This is a genomic window from Actinomadura syzygii, from assembly GCF_008085905.1.
GTDB classification, from domain to species: Bacteria; Actinomycetota; Actinomycetes; order Streptosporangiales; family Streptosporangiaceae; genus Spirillospora; species Spirillospora syzygii.
Genome location: NZ_VSFF01000014.1, coordinates 203,641 through 220,497 on the forward strand (window position 1 = coordinate 203,641; position 16,857 = coordinate 220,497).

Annotated in this window: 16 protein-coding genes and 1 pseudogene; 8 read left to right on the forward strand and 9 right to left on the reverse strand. The window is 72.9% G+C overall.

Annotated features, from left to right (window positions below):
• Positions 1-14 precede the first annotated feature (14 nt).
• Positions 15-614 (reverse strand): annotated as a pseudogene (locus FXF65_RS45580) (SPFH domain-containing protein); the annotation flags it as partial.
• Positions 615-802: 188 nt separating this feature from the next.
• On the opposite strand from FXF65_RS45580, the gene FXF65_RS34660 reads away from it, so the two are divergent.
• Positions 803-1,804, forward strand: coding sequence for a sensor histidine kinase (locus FXF65_RS34660; protein ID WP_148354292.1), 1,002 nt, complete (start codon positions 803-805; stop codon positions 1,802-1,804).
• On the opposite strand, the gene FXF65_RS34665 is transcribed toward FXF65_RS34660, so the two are convergent.
• A complete protein-coding gene (locus FXF65_RS34665) occupies positions 1,801-2,460 on the reverse strand; it encodes a response regulator (protein WP_148354293.1) in 660 nt (219 codons plus the stop codon). The two genes, FXF65_RS34660 and FXF65_RS34665, sit on opposite strands and share 4 nt — an antisense overlap.
• 369 nt (positions 2,461-2,829) lie before the next feature.
• On the opposite strand from FXF65_RS34665, the gene FXF65_RS34670 reads away from it, so the two are divergent.
• The gene (locus FXF65_RS34670) at positions 2,830-3,288 is read left to right on the forward strand and encodes a CBS domain-containing protein (RefSeq protein WP_148354294.1); all 459 of its coding nucleotides are present in this window, start codon (positions 2,830-2,832) and stop codon (positions 3,286-3,288) included.
• A 22-nt stretch (positions 3,289-3,310) separates the two neighbouring features.
• Positions 3,311-4,594 (forward strand): ArsB/NhaD family transporter, encoded by a 1,284-nt coding sequence (locus FXF65_RS34675; RefSeq protein WP_148354295.1) that lies wholly within the window; start codon positions 3,311-3,313, stop codon positions 4,592-4,594.
• A gap of 28 nt (positions 4,595-4,622) precedes the next feature.
• On the opposite strand, the gene FXF65_RS34680 is transcribed toward FXF65_RS34675, so the two are convergent.
• The gene (locus tag FXF65_RS34680; protein ID WP_148354296.1) at positions 4,623-6,008 is read right to left on the reverse strand and encodes an NAD(P)H-quinone dehydrogenase; all 1,386 of its coding nucleotides are present in this window, start codon (positions 6,006-6,008) and stop codon (positions 4,623-4,625) included.
• A gap of 83 nt (positions 6,009-6,091) precedes the next feature.
• On the opposite strand from FXF65_RS34680, the gene FXF65_RS34685 reads away from it, so the two are divergent.
• From FXF65_RS34685 to FXF65_RS34695, 3 genes are all read left to right on the forward strand, one after another.
• The gene (locus tag FXF65_RS34685) at positions 6,092-6,544 is read left to right on the forward strand and encodes a gamma-glutamylcyclotransferase family protein (protein ID WP_148354297.1); all 453 of its coding nucleotides are present in this window, start codon (positions 6,092-6,094) and stop codon (positions 6,542-6,544) included.
• An 83-nt stretch (positions 6,545-6,627) separates the two neighbouring features.
• A complete protein-coding gene (locus tag FXF65_RS34690) occupies positions 6,628-7,428 on the forward strand; it encodes a purine-nucleoside phosphorylase (protein ID WP_222868886.1) in 801 nt (266 codons plus the stop codon).
• The gene (locus FXF65_RS34695) at positions 7,425-9,062 is read left to right on the forward strand and encodes a phospho-sugar mutase (RefSeq protein WP_148354299.1); all 1,638 of its coding nucleotides are present in this window, start codon (positions 7,425-7,427) and stop codon (positions 9,060-9,062) included. The genes FXF65_RS34690 and FXF65_RS34695 overlap by 4 nt, the downstream gene beginning before the upstream one ends.
• Here the strand turns inward: FXF65_RS34695 and FXF65_RS34700 are convergent.
• The 5 genes from FXF65_RS34700 to FXF65_RS34720 form a co-directional block, all read right to left on the reverse strand.
• Positions 9,055-9,702, reverse strand: coding sequence for a PH domain-containing protein (locus FXF65_RS34700; protein ID WP_148354300.1), 648 nt, complete (start codon positions 9,700-9,702; stop codon positions 9,055-9,057). The genes FXF65_RS34695 and FXF65_RS34700 overlap by 8 nt on opposite strands.
• A 7-nt stretch (positions 9,703-9,709) precedes the next feature.
• Positions 9,710-10,816, reverse strand: coding sequence for an adenosine deaminase (locus FXF65_RS34705; RefSeq protein WP_148354301.1), 1,107 nt, complete (start codon positions 10,814-10,816; stop codon positions 9,710-9,712).
• Positions 10,817-10,854: 38 nt separating this feature from the next.
• Positions 10,855-11,640, reverse strand: a complete 786-nt coding sequence (locus FXF65_RS34710) for an SAM-dependent methyltransferase (protein WP_148354302.1) — start codon at positions 11,638-11,640, stop codon at positions 10,855-10,857.
• Positions 11,641-11,758: 118 nt separating this feature from the next.
• Positions 11,759-12,586, reverse strand: coding sequence for an ABC transporter permease (locus FXF65_RS34715; protein WP_342787727.1), 828 nt, complete (start codon positions 12,584-12,586; stop codon positions 11,759-11,761).
• On the reverse strand, positions 12,583-13,563 hold the full coding sequence (locus FXF65_RS34720; protein WP_148354303.1) for an ATP-binding cassette domain-containing protein: 981 nt from the start codon (positions 13,561-13,563) through the stop codon (positions 12,583-12,585). The genes FXF65_RS34715 and FXF65_RS34720 overlap by 4 nt, the downstream gene beginning before the upstream one ends.
• A 141-nt stretch (positions 13,564-13,704) precedes the next feature.
• On the opposite strand from FXF65_RS34720, the gene FXF65_RS34725 reads away from it, so the two are divergent.
• Complete coding sequence (locus FXF65_RS34725) at positions 13,705-14,454, forward strand: TetR/AcrR family transcriptional regulator (RefSeq protein ID WP_148354304.1); 750 nt, start codon at positions 13,705-13,707, stop codon at positions 14,452-14,454.
• Positions 14,455-14,478: 24 nt separating this feature from the next.
• On the opposite strand, the gene FXF65_RS34730 is transcribed toward FXF65_RS34725, so the two are convergent.
• Entirely contained in the window at positions 14,479-15,945 is a 1,467-nt protein-coding gene (locus FXF65_RS34730) for a M20/M25/M40 family metallo-hydrolase (protein WP_148354305.1), read from the reverse strand.
• Between the two features lie 102 nt (positions 15,946-16,047).
• On the opposite strand from FXF65_RS34730, the gene FXF65_RS34735 reads away from it, so the two are divergent.
• Complete coding sequence (locus FXF65_RS34735; protein WP_148354306.1) at positions 16,048-16,710, forward strand: maltokinase N-terminal cap-like domain-containing protein; 663 nt, start codon at positions 16,048-16,050, stop codon at positions 16,708-16,710.
• Positions 16,711-16,857: the final 147 nt, after the last annotated feature.

Consider the following 16,857-nt stretch of genomic DNA (forward strand, 5'->3'; position numbering starts at 1 on the left):
ACCGGGACCGTCGCGTCGGTGACGCTCACGAGGCTCGCCGTCGCTCCCCACGGCCGGACGGCCTCGTCGACGCGCCGGACCAGCTCGGCGTCGTCCCCATCCGCCAGGAGGGACGCCAGGTCCGCCAGGTCCCGGTCCGCGACCACCGCGCGCAGCGCGCCCTCCACGGCGCCCTGCGCGCCCGAGGCCCCGCCGCCCCCCAAGACGGCGGCGGCCTCGGCGTACCGGACCGGATCGGACGTCCCCACCAGGGCGAGCGCTCGCACTCGCACCGGGACGCCGTCCCCGGTCGTGGCCTTGAACCAGAGGTGGTGCGGGCGCGGTCCCATCGGCACGCGGACGCCGCTCTCGGCGAGCGGCAGCAGGTACCGCAGGCCGGGGCCGCGGACGCCGCGCGTCCGGCCGAACCGGCGGACGACCAGCCGCTCGGACGGCGCCACCCGCCGCAGCCCCGACACCGCGACGGCGCCCGCCACCAGCCCGGCCAGGACGAGCACCGCCATGGGAAGGCCCGGGAGGCCCTCACGCGCCCCGAGCGCGGTGAGAACGTCCACTGCCCCACCTCCTGAACTGCGCCTATCCTCACCGTCGGCGACGGGACGCGGTTCCGCCATCGGGCCGGACCCCCATCCCGCCGGGGCCCCGCCATGCAGTCCCGCGCCGGGTGTCACGCATGGACAACACCCGCCCACATGCGATGACCTGGGCACATGAGCAGGCTGGGCGTGAGCGGGCTGGGCGTGAGCGGGCTGGGCGTGAGCGGGCTGGGCGTGAGCGGGCTGGGCGTGGGCGGGCTGGGCGCATGAGCAGGACACCGGCGTCCGCGCTGTACTGGCGCATCCTCGGCATCAACGGGCTGATCTTCACGGCGGGCACGGCCGCGCTGGCGGTGGCGCCCGTCACCGTGTCCTCGCTCGTGCTGCTCCGCGAGCTGCCCGTGCTGGTGATCGGGCTGGTCGTGATGATGGCGGCGAACGCGGTGCTGCTGCGCGCCAGCCTCGCGCCGCTGGCCGGGCTGACCGCGCTGATGGCGCGGCTCGACTCGCTGCGCTCCGGAGACCGGCTGGAGTCCGGGCGCAACGGCGACCTGTTCCACCTGGTCGACCAGTTCAACGCGATGCTCGACCGGCTGGAGGCGGACCGCAGCACGAGCACCGCCGTCGTCCTGGACGCGCAGGAGGCCGAGCGCCGCCGCATCGCCCAGGAGCTGCACGACGAGATCGGGCAGAGCCTCACGGTCGTGCTGCTGGAGCTGAAGTCGGTGGTGAACCGCGCGCCGGACGAGGTGGCGGACGAGTTGCGCGACGTCCAGGAGACGGTCCGATCGAGCCTGGACGAGGTGCGCCGGGTGGCGCGGCGGCTGCGGCCGGGCGTCCTCGACGACCTGGGCCTGACCAGCGCGCTCACCGCCCTCGCCGGGGACTTCTCGGAGCCCGGCGGCGGCCCGCGGGTGACCCGCCGCATCCAGCAGGGCCTCGCCGGGATCGGCAAGGACGCCGAGCTGGTGATCTACCGCATAGCGCAGGAGGGCCTGACCAACGTGTGGCGGCACTCCGGCGCCCGCAACGCCGAGCTGTCGCTCACGCAGGACGACGACGGGCAGGTCGTCCTGCGCGTCGCGGACGACGGCGAGGGCCCGCCCACCAGGGTCGGCACCGGGATCCACGGGATGCGGGAGCGGGCGATGCTGATCGGCGCGCGGCTCACCATAGGGCCCGCCGACCGCGGCGGCACCGAGGTCAAACTGGTCGTCCCGCCGCGAGGCGTCCCAGCCCGAAACGTCCCGCCGCGCCGCCCCGCTTAGGGCTCGACGAGGCCGACGCGGATGGCGTACTTGGTCAGCTCCAGCCGGTCGCGCATGCCGAGCTTGCCGAGGATGTTCGCGCGGTGCCGCTCCACGGTCTTCACGCTGATCGTGAGCGTCTCCGCGATCCGCTTGGACGAGTACCCCTCCGCGATCAGCTTGATGATCTCCTCCTCGCGCGGGGTGAGGACGCCGCCGGGCGCGTCGCCGTCCCGGTCGCGGGCCAGGTACTCGCGGATCAGCGCGGTGACCGCCGCCGGGTACAGGAACGGCTCGCCGCGCATCGCGGACCGGACGGCCTCCAGCAGGTCCCGGTCGGCGACGGACTTCAGCACGTACCCGGACGCGCCCGCCTTCAGCGCCTCGAACAGGTACTGCTCGTTGTCGTACATGGACAGGATCAGCGTCCGGACGTCCGGGAACCGGCGGCCGATCTCCCGCGCGGCCTGCAGCCCGGTCATCCGCGGCATCGCGATGTCGAGGATCGCGAGGTCGACGCCGCCCGCCGCGAGCGCGTCGAGCGCCTCGGCCCCGTCGGCGGCCTCGGCGACGACGGTCAGGTCGGGCTCGGCGTCCAGGATCAGGCGCAGCCCCCGCCGCACCAGGGCATGGTCGTCGGCCAGCAGAATCCGGGTCGCGGACTCGCGAGTGTGCACCCGTCACCTCCGGTCTCGTCCACCATCGTAGGCTCGGGTGTCCGCGGGCGGCCTCCTCCACCTGCGGATACATGGTTCCGCCCCGCCGATATGGGGGCTCGCCCCGATATCGGCCCGGACCGGCGCCGCGAAGACTGGATGGCGCGGACGCGAAAGGCGTGCGCGGAACGACGCGGAACCGGGTGCGGCAAGGGCGCGGAAAGCGGAAGCGGAAGGGGCGGACGCATGGGTCGACTCTCTGGCGGCGCACACCGTCCCCCGCCCGCGGCGCGACGGCGGCCGTCCTGCGACGGAACGGCCCCCGGCGCCAGGAGGAGGGACCTATCAGCTCGAAGGACAAGGCTCTCCGGGAGCCGGAAGGACACTCGCATGCAGGCGCGGGACATCGCCGTACAGGTGCCGACCGTGACGCTCGGCGACTCGATCGCGCACGCGATCCAGGTGATGGCGCTCGGCCGACTGCCCGGCCTGATCGTGGTCGACGACGCGCAGCGGCCCCGCGTCGTGCTGCCGGGGACGCAGGTGCTGCGCCTCGCGGTGCCGGTCGCCTACCAGGAGGACCCGGCGCTGACCCGCACGGTGGACGAGGCCCACGCGGACGTGTTCTGGCACGAGATACGCGACCGGACGGTCGGCGACTGCCTGGCAACGCCCACGGCCCGCCCGGTGGTCGTCAAGGCGTCCGCGACGCTGCTGGAGCTCGCCACGCTGATGGCACGGCAGCGCAGCCCGCTCGTCGCCGTGGTGGACGACGCCGGGCTCCTCGCGGGCGCGATCACGCTCGACCGGCTGCTGTCGGCGCTGGCGCTGACCAGGCCCGACGACTGACCCTCCCGGGCGGGGGCGCGCGGTGAGCGCCACGGCGGCACTCGCGGTCTTCGTCGTCGCGTTCTTCTTCATCGCGACCGAGAAGGTCGACAAGGTCAAGGTCGTCCTGATCGCCGCCGGGGTGCTGACCGTCCTCGGGCTCACCCCCGGCGCGGACGTGTTCTTCTCCGAGCACGACGGGATCGACTGGAACGTCATCTTCCTGCTGTTCGGCATGATGATCATCGTCGGGGTGATCAAAGGCACCGGGCTGTTCGACTACCTGGCGATCTGGGCGGCGAAGCGGTCCAAGGGCAGGCCGTACCGGCTGCTGGTGATGCTGATGCTCATCACCGCCGTGGCGTCCCCGTTCCTGGACAACGTCACCACGATCATGCTGGTCGCGCCGGTGACGGTCGTGGTCTGCAACCGGCTGCGGGTGCCCGCCGCGCCGTACCTGATCGCGGAGGTGCTGGCGTCCAACATCGGCGGCGCCGCGACGCTGATCGGGGACCCGCCGAACATCATCATCGGCAGCCGGGCGGGGCTGACGTTCAACGACTTCCTCGTCCACATGACGCCCATCGTGGTGATCATCTTCGTGGCGTTCGTGCTGCTGGCGCGGGTGCTGTTCCGCAAGTCGTTCAGGTACGACGAGCGGTACGCGGCCGAGGTCATGTCGCTGGACGAGCGCAAGGCGATCACCGACCCGGCGCTGCTCGTCCGCTGCCTCGTCGTCCTGGCGCTGGTCGTGCTCGGGTTCATGCTGCACTCGGTGCTGCACTTCGATCCGTCGATCGTGGCGCTGGTCGGGGCGGGCGTGATGCTGCTCGTCTCGCGGGTGGAGGTCTCCGACGTCCTGGAGGAGGTCGAGTGGTCCGTCCTGGTGTTCTTCATGGGCCTGTTCGTGATGGTGGCCGCGCTGGGCCACACGGGCGTCATCGAGAAGATCGGCACGTGGGCGGCGGACTCGGTCGGCGACGACCACTTCGCGGCGGCGACGGCGCTGCTGTTCGGCTCGGCCGTCCTCGGGGCGTTCTTCGACAACATCCCCTACGCGGCGACGATGGCGCCGATCGTGGAGGGAATGGCGGCGAACGCGCCCGACCCGACGACGGCGGAGGCGCTGTGGTGGTCGTTCGCGCTCGGCGCCGACTTCGGCGGCAACGGGACGGCCGTCGCCGCGAGCGCCAACGTGGTCGCGATCGGCATCGCCGCGAAGACGGGGCATCCGATCAGCTTCTGGCAGTTCACCCGGTACGGGATCGTCGTCACGGTGTTCAGCACCGTGATGGCCTGGGCCTACGTCGCCCTGCGCTACTTCTAGCGAAGGCCGGGCACGCCTCTCAGCACTCTTAGTAGGCGTGCTCGGCCATCAGCCGCCGGGACGCCTCGGTGACGCTCCCCGACAGCGACGGGTACACCGCGAACGTGTGCGCCACCTGGTCGACGGTGAGGTGCTGCTGGACGGCCATCGACAGCCCGAGGATCAACTCGCTGGCCCGCGGCGCCACGATCACGCCGCCGAGCACGATCCCCGTGGACGGACGGCAGAACACCTTGACGAAGCCGTCCTCGAAGCCCTGCATCTTGGCGCGGGCGTTGGTGAACAGCGGGAGCATGACCGTCCGGGCGTTGACGTCGCCGGAGTCGACCATGTGCTGCGTCACGCCGACCGACGCCACCTCGGGGTCGGTGAAGATGTTGGACGCGACCCAGCCGAGCTTGAGCGGCTGTACCGCCTCGCCCAGCGCGTGCCACATCGCGATGCGCCCCTGCATCCCCGCGACGGACGCCAGCATCAGCACGCCCGTGCAGTCGCCGGAGGCGTAGATGTGCGGGACGGACGTCCGCGAAACCTTGTCGACCTCGATGAACCCGCGCGAGTCGAGCCGGACGCCCGCCTCCTCCAGGCCGATCCCCGAGGTGTTCGGGACCATCCCGACCGTCATCAGGCAGTGCGTGCCCTCGATCTTCGTGCCGTCCTCCAGCGTGACGATCACGCCGTTGCCGGACCGCTCGACCGCCGCGGCCCGCGACCGCGACATGACGTTCATCCCGCGCCGCAGGAACACCTCCTGGAGGACGGCGGCGGCGTCGGCGTCCTCGGTCGGGAGGATCCGGTCGCGCGAGGACACCAGCGTCACCCGCGACCCGAGCGACAGGTACGCCCCGGCGAACTCGGCGCCGGTCACGCCGGAGCCGACGACGATCAGCTCCTCGGGCAGCTCGGGCAGGTCGTAGAGCTGGCGCCAGTTCAGGATGCGCTCGCCGTCCGGCTCCGCGCCGGGCAGCACGCGCGGCGTCGCGCCGGTCGCGACGAGCACGATGTCGGCGTCGACGCGCCGCCCGCCGACCTCCACGACGTGCGGCTCGACCAGCCGCGCCGCGCCGCGGACGATCTTCACGTCCTCGTAGGAGAGGCGTTCGGCGACGTCGAACGACTGGGCGCGGGCGAGGTCCTTCACGCGCTTGTTGACCGTCGCCATGTCGGCTTCGAGGGCGCCGACGATGCCGTCCGGGCCGCCGTTGAACCTCAGTCCGAGGCCCGCGGACTCCGACATGACCGAGATCCGGGTCGAGGTGGCGATGAGCGTCTTGGAGGGGACGCAGTCGGTGAGCACGCACGCGCCGCCCGGACCGTCCTGTTCCACGACGGTCACGTCGGCGCCGAGCTGCGCCGCGACGAGCGCGGCCTCGTAGCCGCCCGGGCCTCCTCCGATGATCACGATTCGGGTCACGTCCTCCATTCTTTCCTACAGGGGGCGGTGAAAAGTCCGGCGGCCCCCGCGCCCCTCCGATCTGGGCAGTAGCCTTGGGCGGCGTGGCACTGTACGCGGCGTACGCCTCCAACATGGACCCCGACCAGATGGCGATCCGGGCTCCGCACTCGCCCATGCGCGGCACCGGCTGGCTGGCCGGGTGGCGGCTGACCTTCGGGGGGCAGGACAAGAGCTGGGACGGCGCGCTCGCGACCGTCGCCGAGGACGACTCCGAGCAGGTCTTCGTCGTCTACTACGACGTCCCGGCCTGGGACGAGAAGGAGCTCGACGGCTGGGAGGGGGCCGCGCTCGGCGTCTACCACAAGGTCAGGGTCCGGGTGCAGACGCTGGACGGCGACGTCCTGTGCTGGATGTACGTCCTGGACGACTACGAGGGCGGGCTGCCGTCCGCGCGCTACCTCGGCATCCTCGCCGACGCCGCCGAGAAGGCGGGCGCCCCCGACGACTACGTGAAGGGCCTGCGCACGCGTCCCTGCAAGTCACTGGGCGACTGACGAGCGCCGGAGCGGAGCGAGGTGTTCGTCAGTCGCGGCCCGGGGGTCTGGGGGTCGCCCCCCAGATGAGTAATGTCGGGTCTGTGAGCAAAGACGCTTTCGCACTGGCGCGGGAGGCGGCGGACGAGCTGCGCGGCCGCACGTCCGTCGACTCCTTCGACGTCGCCCTCGTGATGGGCTCCGGCTGGGTCCCGGCCGCGGACGCGCTCGGGTCCCCGGCCGCCGAGCTGGCCTTCGCCGAGCTGCCCGGGTTCGCGCCGCCCGCCGTCGAGGGGCACGCCGGGCGGGTCCGGGTGCTGGAGGTCTCCGGCCGCCGCGCCCTGGTCTTCCTCGGCCGGACGCACCTGTACGAGGGGCGCGGCGTGGACGCGGTCGCGCACCCCGTCCGGACGGCGCTGGCCGCCGGGGTCAGGACGGTGGTGCTGACGAACGCGGCGGGCGGGCTGCGTCCCGAGCACCAGCAGGTCGGCGACCCGGTGCTGATCGCCGACCACCTGAACCTGTCCGGCGCGAACCCGCTGTCCGGGGCGTCGTTCCTCGACCTGACCGAGGCGTACTCGGGACGGCTCCGCGCGCTCGCCAAGGAGGTCGACCCGACGCTGTCGGAGGGCGTGTACGCGGCGCTGCGCGGCCCGTCCTACGAGACGCCCGCCGAGATCCGGATGCTGCGCACGCTCGGTGCGGACATGGTCGGCATGTCGACCGTGCTGGAGACGATCGCGGCGCGGCGCGGCGGCGCGGACGTCCTCGGCGTCTCCCTGGTCACCAACATCGCGGCGGGCCTCGCGGGCGAGCCGCTCGACCACGAGGAGGTCCTCGCGGCGGGCCGCGCGTCCGCCGGGCGGATGGGCGCCCTCCTCGCGACCGTCCTCGGGAAGCTGTGAGCGACCTGCGGGCGCGGGCCGGCGAGTGGCTCGCGCAGGACCCCGACCCGGACACCCGCGCCGAGCTGCGGGCCGTCCTGGACGCGGACGACGACGGCGCGCTCGCCGACCGGTTCGGCGCGCGGCTGGAGTTCGGCACGGCCGGGCTGCGCGGCGAGCTGGGCGCCGGGCCGAACCGGATGAACCGGGTGACGGTCATGCGCGCGGCGGCGGGCCTCGCCGCCTGCCTGCCGCCCGGCGGCCGGGTGATCGTCGGGTTCGACGCGCGGCACGGCTCCCGCCGGTTCGCCGACGACACGGCGGCCGTGCTCAGCGGCGCCGGGCTGCGTCCCGAGGTGTTCGCGGAGCCGGTGCCGACGCCCGCCCTCGCGCACTTCACCCGGCACTTCGCCGACGTCGTCGCGGGCGTGATGGTCACCGCCAGCCACAACCCGCCCCGCGACAACGGCTACAAGGTGTACTGGGCGGACGGGGCGCAGATCGTCCCGCCGACGGACGCGGAGATCTCCGCCGCCATCGACGCCGTCGGGCGCGTCGACGAGCTGCCCCTCGGCGACGGCTGGCCCGTCCACGGCACCGCGGACCTCTACCTGGACGCCGTGTCGTCCCTGCGGCTCGGCTTCACCGGCGGCGGCGGCCTGTCGATCGTCTACACGCCGATGCACGGGGTCGGACGGGACGTCCTGCTCGCCGCGTTCGGCCGGGCCGGGTTCCGGGCCCCGGTCGTCGTGCCGGAGCAGGCCGAGCCCGATCCCGACTTCCCGACCGTCGCGTTCCCGAACCCGGAGGAGCCCGGCGCGCTCGACCTCGCGCTCGCGCTGGCCCGCGAGCGCGGCGCGGACCTGGTGATCGCCAACGACCCGGACGCCGACCGCTGCGCCGTCGCCGTCCCGGACGCGGACGGCGGCTGGCGGACGCTGACCGGCGACGAGGTCGGCGGCCTGCTCGCCGAGCACGTCCTGCGGCACACGACCGGCGACGACCGCCTGATCGTGACGACGATCGTGTCGTCCTCGCTGCTGCGCGCGATCGCGGCCGGGCACGGCGTCCGGTTCGCCGAGTCGCTGACCGGCTTCAAATGGATCATGCGCGCCGGGAGAGAACCCGACCGGCTCGTGTTCGGGTACGAGGAGGCGCTCGGGTACAGCGTGGGCGACGACCGGGGCGTCCTCGTCAACGACAAGGACGGGATCGGCGCGGCGCTCGCGGTCGCCGCGCTCGCCGCCGAGGCCCGCCGCGCCGGCCGCACCCTGCCCGACCTCCTGGACGACCAGGCCCGCCGGTACGGGCTGCACGCCACGGCGCAGGTGTCGGTCCGCGCCGACGACCCGTCGGTGATCGCGGCGGCGATGGCGCGGCTGCGCGAGGCTCCCCCGTCCCGGCTGGGCGGACGCGCCGTCGAGTCGCTCGACGACCTCTCCCGAGGCTCGGACGGCCTGCCGCCCACGGACGGGCTCAGGTTCCGCCTGGCCGGGGGCGCGCGGGTCGTGATCAGGCCGTCCGGGACGGAGCCGAAGCTGAAGTGCTACCTGGAGGTCGTCGGCCCCGCCGGGGACGACGTCGCGGCGGCACGCGCGCGGGCGGCCGCCGACCTGGACGCGCTCCGCGCCGACGTCTCCGCCGCCCTCAGCTGACGCTCGACACGACCACGATGACGATCAGCGCCACCGCCGGGACGACCAGCGACGCCAGCGCCGGGATCGACCAGGTGACCGTGCCGTGGGCGTCCCCGGCCTCGGCCTCGGCGGCCGCCGCCTTGTCGGGCACGCCCGACCGGGTCTTCGGCCGCAGCCGGTCGCGCATCTCCTCTAGCTGCTGCGCCGCGTAGCGGGTCGGCGTCCGTCCGCGCAGGTCGGCGCCGTGGGCCTGGCCGCCGGTCTGCTCCCTGCGGGCCCGCGCGTCCGCCTTCGCCTGGGCGCGCGGCGACGTCTGGTGCACCCAGGCGCGGGACACGGTCTCCGTGCCGTCGGCGCCGGTGAAGGTCACGGTCAGCACGTGGCCGCCCTCGATCCCGCGGACCGCCGCCCACGGCACGCGGACGTCCCGCAGCGGGTTGCGGAGCGCGATCCCGTCGTCGTCCCCGATGATCGCCGGACGCAGCCCGACCGCGTACGCGACGCCGCAGCCGAGCAGCAGCACGGCGACGAGGCCGAACGTGTTCGCGGAGAGCTTGGCGTCGCCGGTGACGCCGAACAGGACGTCGACGAGGTTGAACGCGGCGAACACCAGCCACGCGTACGCCGCGACGCGCCCGCCGGTGGAACGAATGGTCATGGCACGATCATGCCAGGGGACTGCCGCCGCTCCACTTGAGCTGGGCGAAACCGGGCTTTATCACCCCGTTGATGAGTTCGAGGCGCTCGTTGAAGGGCGCGAACGCCGACTTCATCGCGTTGACGGTGAACCACTGGAGGTCGTCCCAGCCGTAGCCGAACGCGTCGGTCAGCTTCGCGAACTCCTGGGACAGGGACGTCCCGCTCATCAGCCGGTTGTCGGTGTTCACGGTGACGCGGAAGCTCAGCCGCCGCAGCAGCCCGATCGGGTGCTCCGCGATCGACTTCGCCGCGCCCGTCTGGATGTTGGACGTCGGGCACATCTCCAGCGGGATCCGCTTGTCCCGGACGTAGTCGGCGAGCCGCCCGAGCCTCGCCTCGCCGCCCGTGACGTCGATGTCGTCGATGATCCGGACGCCGTGCCCGAGCCGGTCGGCGCCGCACCACTGGATCGCCTGCCAGATCGACGGCAGCCCGAACCCCTCGCCCGCGTGGATGGTGAAGTGCGCGTTCTCGCGCTGGAGGTACTCGAACGCGTCGAGGTGCCGGGTGGGCGGGTATCCGGCCTCGGCGCCCGCGATGTCGAAGCCGACGACGCCCGCGTCCCGGTACCGGACGGCCAGCTCCGCGATCTCCATCGAACTCGGACTCTGCCCCCGGCTCAGGTGCCGCATCGCGGTGACGAGCGTCCCGACGCGGATGCCGAAGTCGCGGCGGGCGCGGGCGAAACCGTCGAGGACGGCCTCGACGACCTGCTCCAGCGTCAGCCCCGCCCGCAGGTGCTGCTCGGGCGCGTACCGCACCTCGGCGTAGACGATCCCGTCCTTGGCGAGGTCCTCGCCGCATTCGTACGCCACCCGCGTCAGCGCCTCGGCGGACTGCATCACCCCGACCGTGTGGCCGAACGTCTCCAGGTAGCGTTCCAGCGACCCCGAGTTGGACGAGTCCTCGAACCACGCGCGCAGGCCGTCGGCGTCCGTGGTCGGCAGGTCGCCGTAGCCGGACTCGCGGGCCAGGTCGACGACGGTCGCGGGCCGCACCCCGCCGTCGAGATGGTCGTGCAGCAGCACCTTCGGGGCGCGCCGGACGTCGTCGAGGGTCGGCCGAACGTTCATCCCCCGAATCTACCTCCGGCGACGTCACCCGGGAGGCGTCACTCCTTGCGCGCCAGCCCCGCGTAGTAGTACACCTCGCGCGGGTCGGCCGGAGGCGTGTCGGGACGCCACGCCGCCAGCGGCACCGCGCCCGGGTCGAGGAGCGTCGCCGCGCCGAACAGGGCGGCGAACTCGTCCCGCGTCCGGGAGACGAGCGGGATGCCCGCCGCGTTCGCCGCCGCGTTGGCGACGGCGACCGCCTCCGGGTCGAAGTCGGCGGTCGGGTGCGAGATCGCCAGCGTGCTCCCGGCCGGAAGCGCGTCGAGCAGCGTCGCCACCCAGCGCTCCGGCGCCAGCTCGGCCGGGAAGTACATGAGCAGCCCGACGACCATCAGCGCGACCGGCCGGGACAGGTCGAGCGTCCCGGCGAGCAGCGGGTCGGCGAGGATCGACTCCGGCTCGGTCAGGTCGCCGTGGACGTAGCCGACGCCGGGCACGTCCGCGAGCATCGCCCGCGCCTGCTCCGCCACCAGCGGGTCGTTGTCGACGTAGACGACGCGGACGGACGGGTCGATCCCCTGCGCGATCTCGTGCAGGTTCGGCGACGTCGGGATGCCGCTGCCGATGTCGAGGAACTGCGTGACGCCCTCCTCCACCAGGTGCCGCGTCACCCGCTCCATGAACGACCGGTTCGCCCGCGCCATCGTCGGAAGGCTCGGGATCGCCCGGATCATCGCGTCCCCGAGCTCCCGGTCGGCCGGGAAGTTGTCCGTCCCGCCGAGCCAGTAGTCGTACACCCGGGCCGGGTGCGCGGCGGAGGTGTCGAAGTCCGGGGAGGCTGCCATGCGCGGTCCCTTTCCCGAGGCGGTTTCAAGATCCGTCGGGCCCGATCCTCGCACCCGCCGCCGCGCGGCGGAACGCTCCCGCCGGGTACGGCCACCTGCCCCCCCCGGGGTCAGCGGGTCAGCGGCTCAGCCGCTGGTAGCGCCGGACGGCCAGCGGCAGGAACACCGCCGTGATCACGATCGGCCAGGCGACCGACATCAGCAGGGCGTGCTGCTCGACCCACGTGTCGCCGACCGCCGCCGGGTTCCCGAACAGCTCGCGGGACGCCGTGACCGTCGAGGACACCGGGTTCCACCGCGCCACCGCGCCGAGCCAGTCCGGCATGAGGGACGGCGCCACGAACGCGCTGGAGATCATCGAGAACGGGAGCGCGACCGCGAACAGGCTCCCGGCCGCCTCCTCGTTCGGCACCAGCAGGCCGAGCAGCACGCCGATCCAGATCAGCGCGAACCGCAGCAGCAGGAGCAGGCCGAACGCGGCGAGCGTGTCGAGCACCCCGCCGCTGGACCGCCAGCCGACCGCGAGCGCGGTCAGCCCCAGCACGACCAGGTCGAGGCTCGCGCCGATCAGGTCGCCGACGCCGCGCCCGGTGACGACGGCGGACGGCGACATCGGCATCGACCGGAACCTGTCGGTGACCCCGCGCGCGCTGTCGTAGACGACGACGTACGCGGTGTTCATGAACCCCATCGCCATGGTCATCCCGAACATGCCCGGCATGAGGAACTCGCGGTAGTCGCCGCCGCCCGGCACCGACATCGCGCTGCCGAACACGTACCCGAACAGCAGCACGGACACGATCGGGAAGCCGAGCTGCCAGGCCAGGTTGGACGGCTGCCGGACGTAGTGCGTCAGGCCGCGCAGGACGATCGTCCAGCAGTCGGCGGCGGCCCAGTAGAGCCGGGCGCCCATGCCCTCCTCGGCGGCCCTGGTCTGCGTCGTCACGCGCGCGCCCCTTCCTTCTCCGCGACTGCCTTCTCGTCGGTCTTGTGGCCGGTGAGCTGGAGGAACACCTCGTCCAGGGTGGGGCGGCGGAGCCCGATGTCCTCCACGTCGACGCCGTCGTCCTGGAGCGTGCGGGCGACCTCGGTCAGCGCGGCGACCCGGTCGGACACCGGCGCGTGCACGCGGCCAGCCGCCTCCTCGACCCGCGGCTCGGCGGACGCGACCCGCGCGACGACGGCGGCCGTCGCGGACAGGCTCGCCGGGTCGCGCACCACGACCTCGATCCGGTCGCCGCCGATCAGCCGCTTCAGCGACTCGGGCGGGCCGTCCGCGATGACCCGGCCCTTGTCGAGGACGGCGATCCGCCCGGCGAGCTGGTCGGCCTCGTCCAGGTACTGGGTCGTCAGCAGGACGGTCGTGCCCCGCGCGACGAGGGAGCGGACGGCGTCCCACACCTCGTTCCGGCCGCGCGGGTCGAGGCCGGTGGTCGGCTCGTCCAGGAACAGGACGTCCGGCGCGAGGATCATGCTGGCCGCGAGGTCGAGCCTGCGGCGCATCCCGCCGCTGTACTCCTTGATGCCCTTGTCGGCGGCCTCCACCAGGTCGAACCGCTCCAGCAGCTCGTCGGCACGGACCGCCGCGCGGCGCTTGCCGAGGTGGAACAGGCGGCCGAACATGCGCAGGTTCTGCCGCCCGGTGAGGACCTCGTCGAGCGCGGCGTGCTGCCCGGCGAGCCCGATCCGCCGCCGGACCTGGCGGGGCCGCGCGGCGACGTCGATCCCGGCGACCTCCGCGCGCCCGCCGTCCAGCCGGACGAGCGTGCTCAGGATGCGCACGGCCGTCGTCTTCCCTGCCCCGTTCGGCCCGAGCAGGCCGTAGACCATGCCCGCGGGCACGGCCAGGTCGAGGCCGTCGAGGGCCTGTTTCGTCCCGTACTTCTTGCGGACCCCCGTGGCGAGGATCGCGTTCTCCGGCATGGCCGCCTCCACTTCGGGTATGCCATACGCAAATTAGCGTACACCATACCCGAACTGCGGTCGGCGGCCCGCCCGCAGAGGGTTGTAGCGTCGAGTCAGGCGCGTCCCGCTGGGAGCGCACGGGAACGGGCAGGACGGACGATGACGACGGAGAACGGCGCGGACCGCGACCTCGGACGGAGCCTCAAGCTGCTGTGGGGCGACCGGGAGCGCCCGCCGCGCGGCCGCCCGCCCGGCCTCACCCTCGACCGGATCGTCGCCGCCGCCGTCGAGGTCGCCGACGAGCTGGGCGCCAAGGAGGGGCTCGAAGCGCTGTCCATGCGGTGCATCGCGACGCACCTCGGCGTCGGGACGATGACGCTGTACCGCTACGTCCCGGGCAAGAGCGAGCTGCTCGACCTCATGCTCGACCACGTCAGCGAGGTCGCCGAGTTCGTCGCGGGGGAGGCGTCCGGCTGGCGCGAGATCCTCGCCGCCGGGGCCCGCCACCACTGGCGGCTCTGCCTCGACCATCCCTGGTACCCGTTCGTCGACCAGAGCCGCCCGCTGCTCGGCCCGAACGGGCTGCGCGGCCTGGACCGACTCCTCGCCCTGCTCCGTCCGAGCGGCGTCCCCGACCGGACGCTGATGATGATGATCAGCTCGCAGAACGACTTCGTGGAGGGCGTCGCGCGCCGGTACATCAACGAGCGCCGCGCGGAGGCGCGCACGGGCGTCAGCAACGAGGAGTTCTGGCGCGCCCAGGAGCCGACCCTGGTGGCCGCCCTGAGCAGCGGCGCGTTCCCCACCATGGCCGAGCTACCCATGGACGCCTTCGACTTCTCCTACGAGGACCTCTTCGAGTTCGGCCTGGAGCGCCTCCACGACGGCTTCGCGTCCTACCTGGGCTAGCGCTGAGCTGGCGCTGGGCTGGCGCTACCCGGGGACCGGGAAGGCGACGGGGCTACGGTGCCCGTCCCGGTCGACGGCGCGGACGCCGAAGAACACGTTGTCCTTCGACAGGTCGATCGTGACGGCGGTGACGTCCCCGACGGGGATGACATGCGTCCAGTCGGGGCTGGTGGTCGCGCGCCAGACGACCTCGTACCCGGCGAGGTCGGGTTCGGGGCCGCGGTCCCAGGCGAGGTCGGTGTCGTTGGTGAGCCGCGCGGTCAGGACGCGGACGTTCTTCGGCGTCCCCGGCGCCTGGGCCAGCGACCACAGCGCGGCGGCGTTCACCTTCGCGACCCGCGCGACGAAGTCGAAGTCGCAGAACTCGGGAAGGTCGCCGAACTGCTTGCCGTTCTCGACGCGGACGTCCTGGTGCTGGTGGTCGAAGTTCTCGTTGGGCTCGGTGAAGCGCGCGGCCGGGTAGTTTTGCTCCAGATAGCCGATGTGGTCGCCGCCGCGCAGGTAGCGGTCGCGGCGGTAGATCGTCCGGACGTTCATGCCGGTGACGCGCACCCCGGCGACCGACGCCACGAACCGCGCGAGCTGCCGGGCGGGCGAGTCGTTCTCGCCGCCCACCGAGCGCCGCGTCTCGCCCTGCTGCGGCGTCTCGGCGGTCGGGACGCCCTCCGCGAACAGCCGCAGGGAGCGCGGGTCGCGGGCGCCGTCGTCCGCCGTGCTGCTGCCGACGATGTCGTTGGTGAACATCGCCTGCACGTCGGCCTTCGCGGCTCGGTACAGCTTCGCCTGGTGCCGCGACCCGTAGAGGCCCTGCTCCTCCCCCGCGACCGCCGTGAACACGATGGTCGCCTTGGGACGGCGCTTCGCCATCACCCGGGCCAGCTCCATGACGACCGCCACGCCTGACGCGTCGTCGTTCGCCCCGGGCGCGAACGAGGTGGCGTCCATGACGTCGGTGACCCGCGAGTCGTAGTGGCCGGACACCACGTAGATCCGGTCCGGGGACGCCGACCCGCGCAGCGTCGCGACCACGTTCGTGATCCGCGTCGGGACGGGAATGCGCGTCGCGGGCTCCTGGACGTACGACTGGAGCTCGGCCTTCATCCGTCCGCCGGACGCCTCCGCGTAGCGGTTCATCTCGGCGAGGATCCAGTCGCGGGCCGCGCCTATGCCGCGCTGCGGATCGTCCTGGACGGACAGCGTGTGCCGCGTGCCGAACCCGACCAGCTTCCGGACGTTCGCCTCGACGCGGTCGGGGTCGATATCACGCAGAAGGGCGCGCAGCTCGGCGTCCGGCGACTGGTCCTCGACGGGCTTGCCGGGGCCCTTCGGCCAGCCGGGGCCGGGTCCGGCGGCGGACGCGGGAGCGGCGGACAGCGCGACGGTCCCGGCCGCGGTGACGGCGGTCGCCGCCGCCGACAGGGACAGGAACGATCTCCGACTGGCTCCGGCGGCTGGCTCGGCGGGATCGGCGGGGGATGTGTTGGAGGTCACGAATTGATCCTTCTCCCTATCACCGCCCTGTCCAGGACGAGAGGCGACAGCGATGGGGGGCCGCCGGTGTCGAGAATTGCACGCGGCCGATAGGTTCGGCCCATGGCCGTCATCCACGAGACCACGTTGTCCCCCGGCAAGTTGGAACTCCTCGCCGCATGGCTCCCCGCGCAGCAGTGGTATACGAAAAATGCGGGCGCGCCCGAGCTGAGCAGGGCCGGTGGCTTCCGCCTCGACGACCCGGACGGCGAGGTCGGGATGGAGTTCATGGTGGTCACGGACACCTCGGGCAGCCGTCCGGTCTCGTACCAGGTCCCGCTGAGCTACCGCGGCGCGCCGCTGGACGGGGCCGACGACGGGCTCGTCGGCACGACCGAGCACGGCGTGCTGGGCCGCCGCTGGGTCTACGACGGAGCGCACGACCCCGTCCTCGTCGGGGAGCTGCTCGCCCTCCTCCAGGGCCGCGCCGAGCCGCAGCACCAGACCAAGAGCGACACTCGCGAAACGTCCGTGACCAGCCATTACACGGGAAACGTGCCCCTCGACCTGGGCACCCTCACGAAGGTCACGAACACCCCGGACGGCACCGACGTCCACGTGCGGACCGACCCGCTCGGCCCACTGACGATCAAGCTCACCCGCGCGCTGCGGCCGGGCGGCGAGGCGCCGGCCGACGCCCTCGGACGGGTCGAGGCGGCCTGGAGCCCGCCGGGCGGCGACCAGCCGCGCGGGACGTTCGCCGTCCTGGCCCCGGCGGCCCGCTGACGCCGCCGAGAAGCTCCCACATTTAGGACAAGACCGTCGTAATTTTCGGACAAATTGGGCGTAGATGGACAGCAGGCGCGGGAGAGCGCCTGTTTATCCCCAATTTCGGCGATCTGTACTTACACGATCGAACCCTGTGTCAGCCTG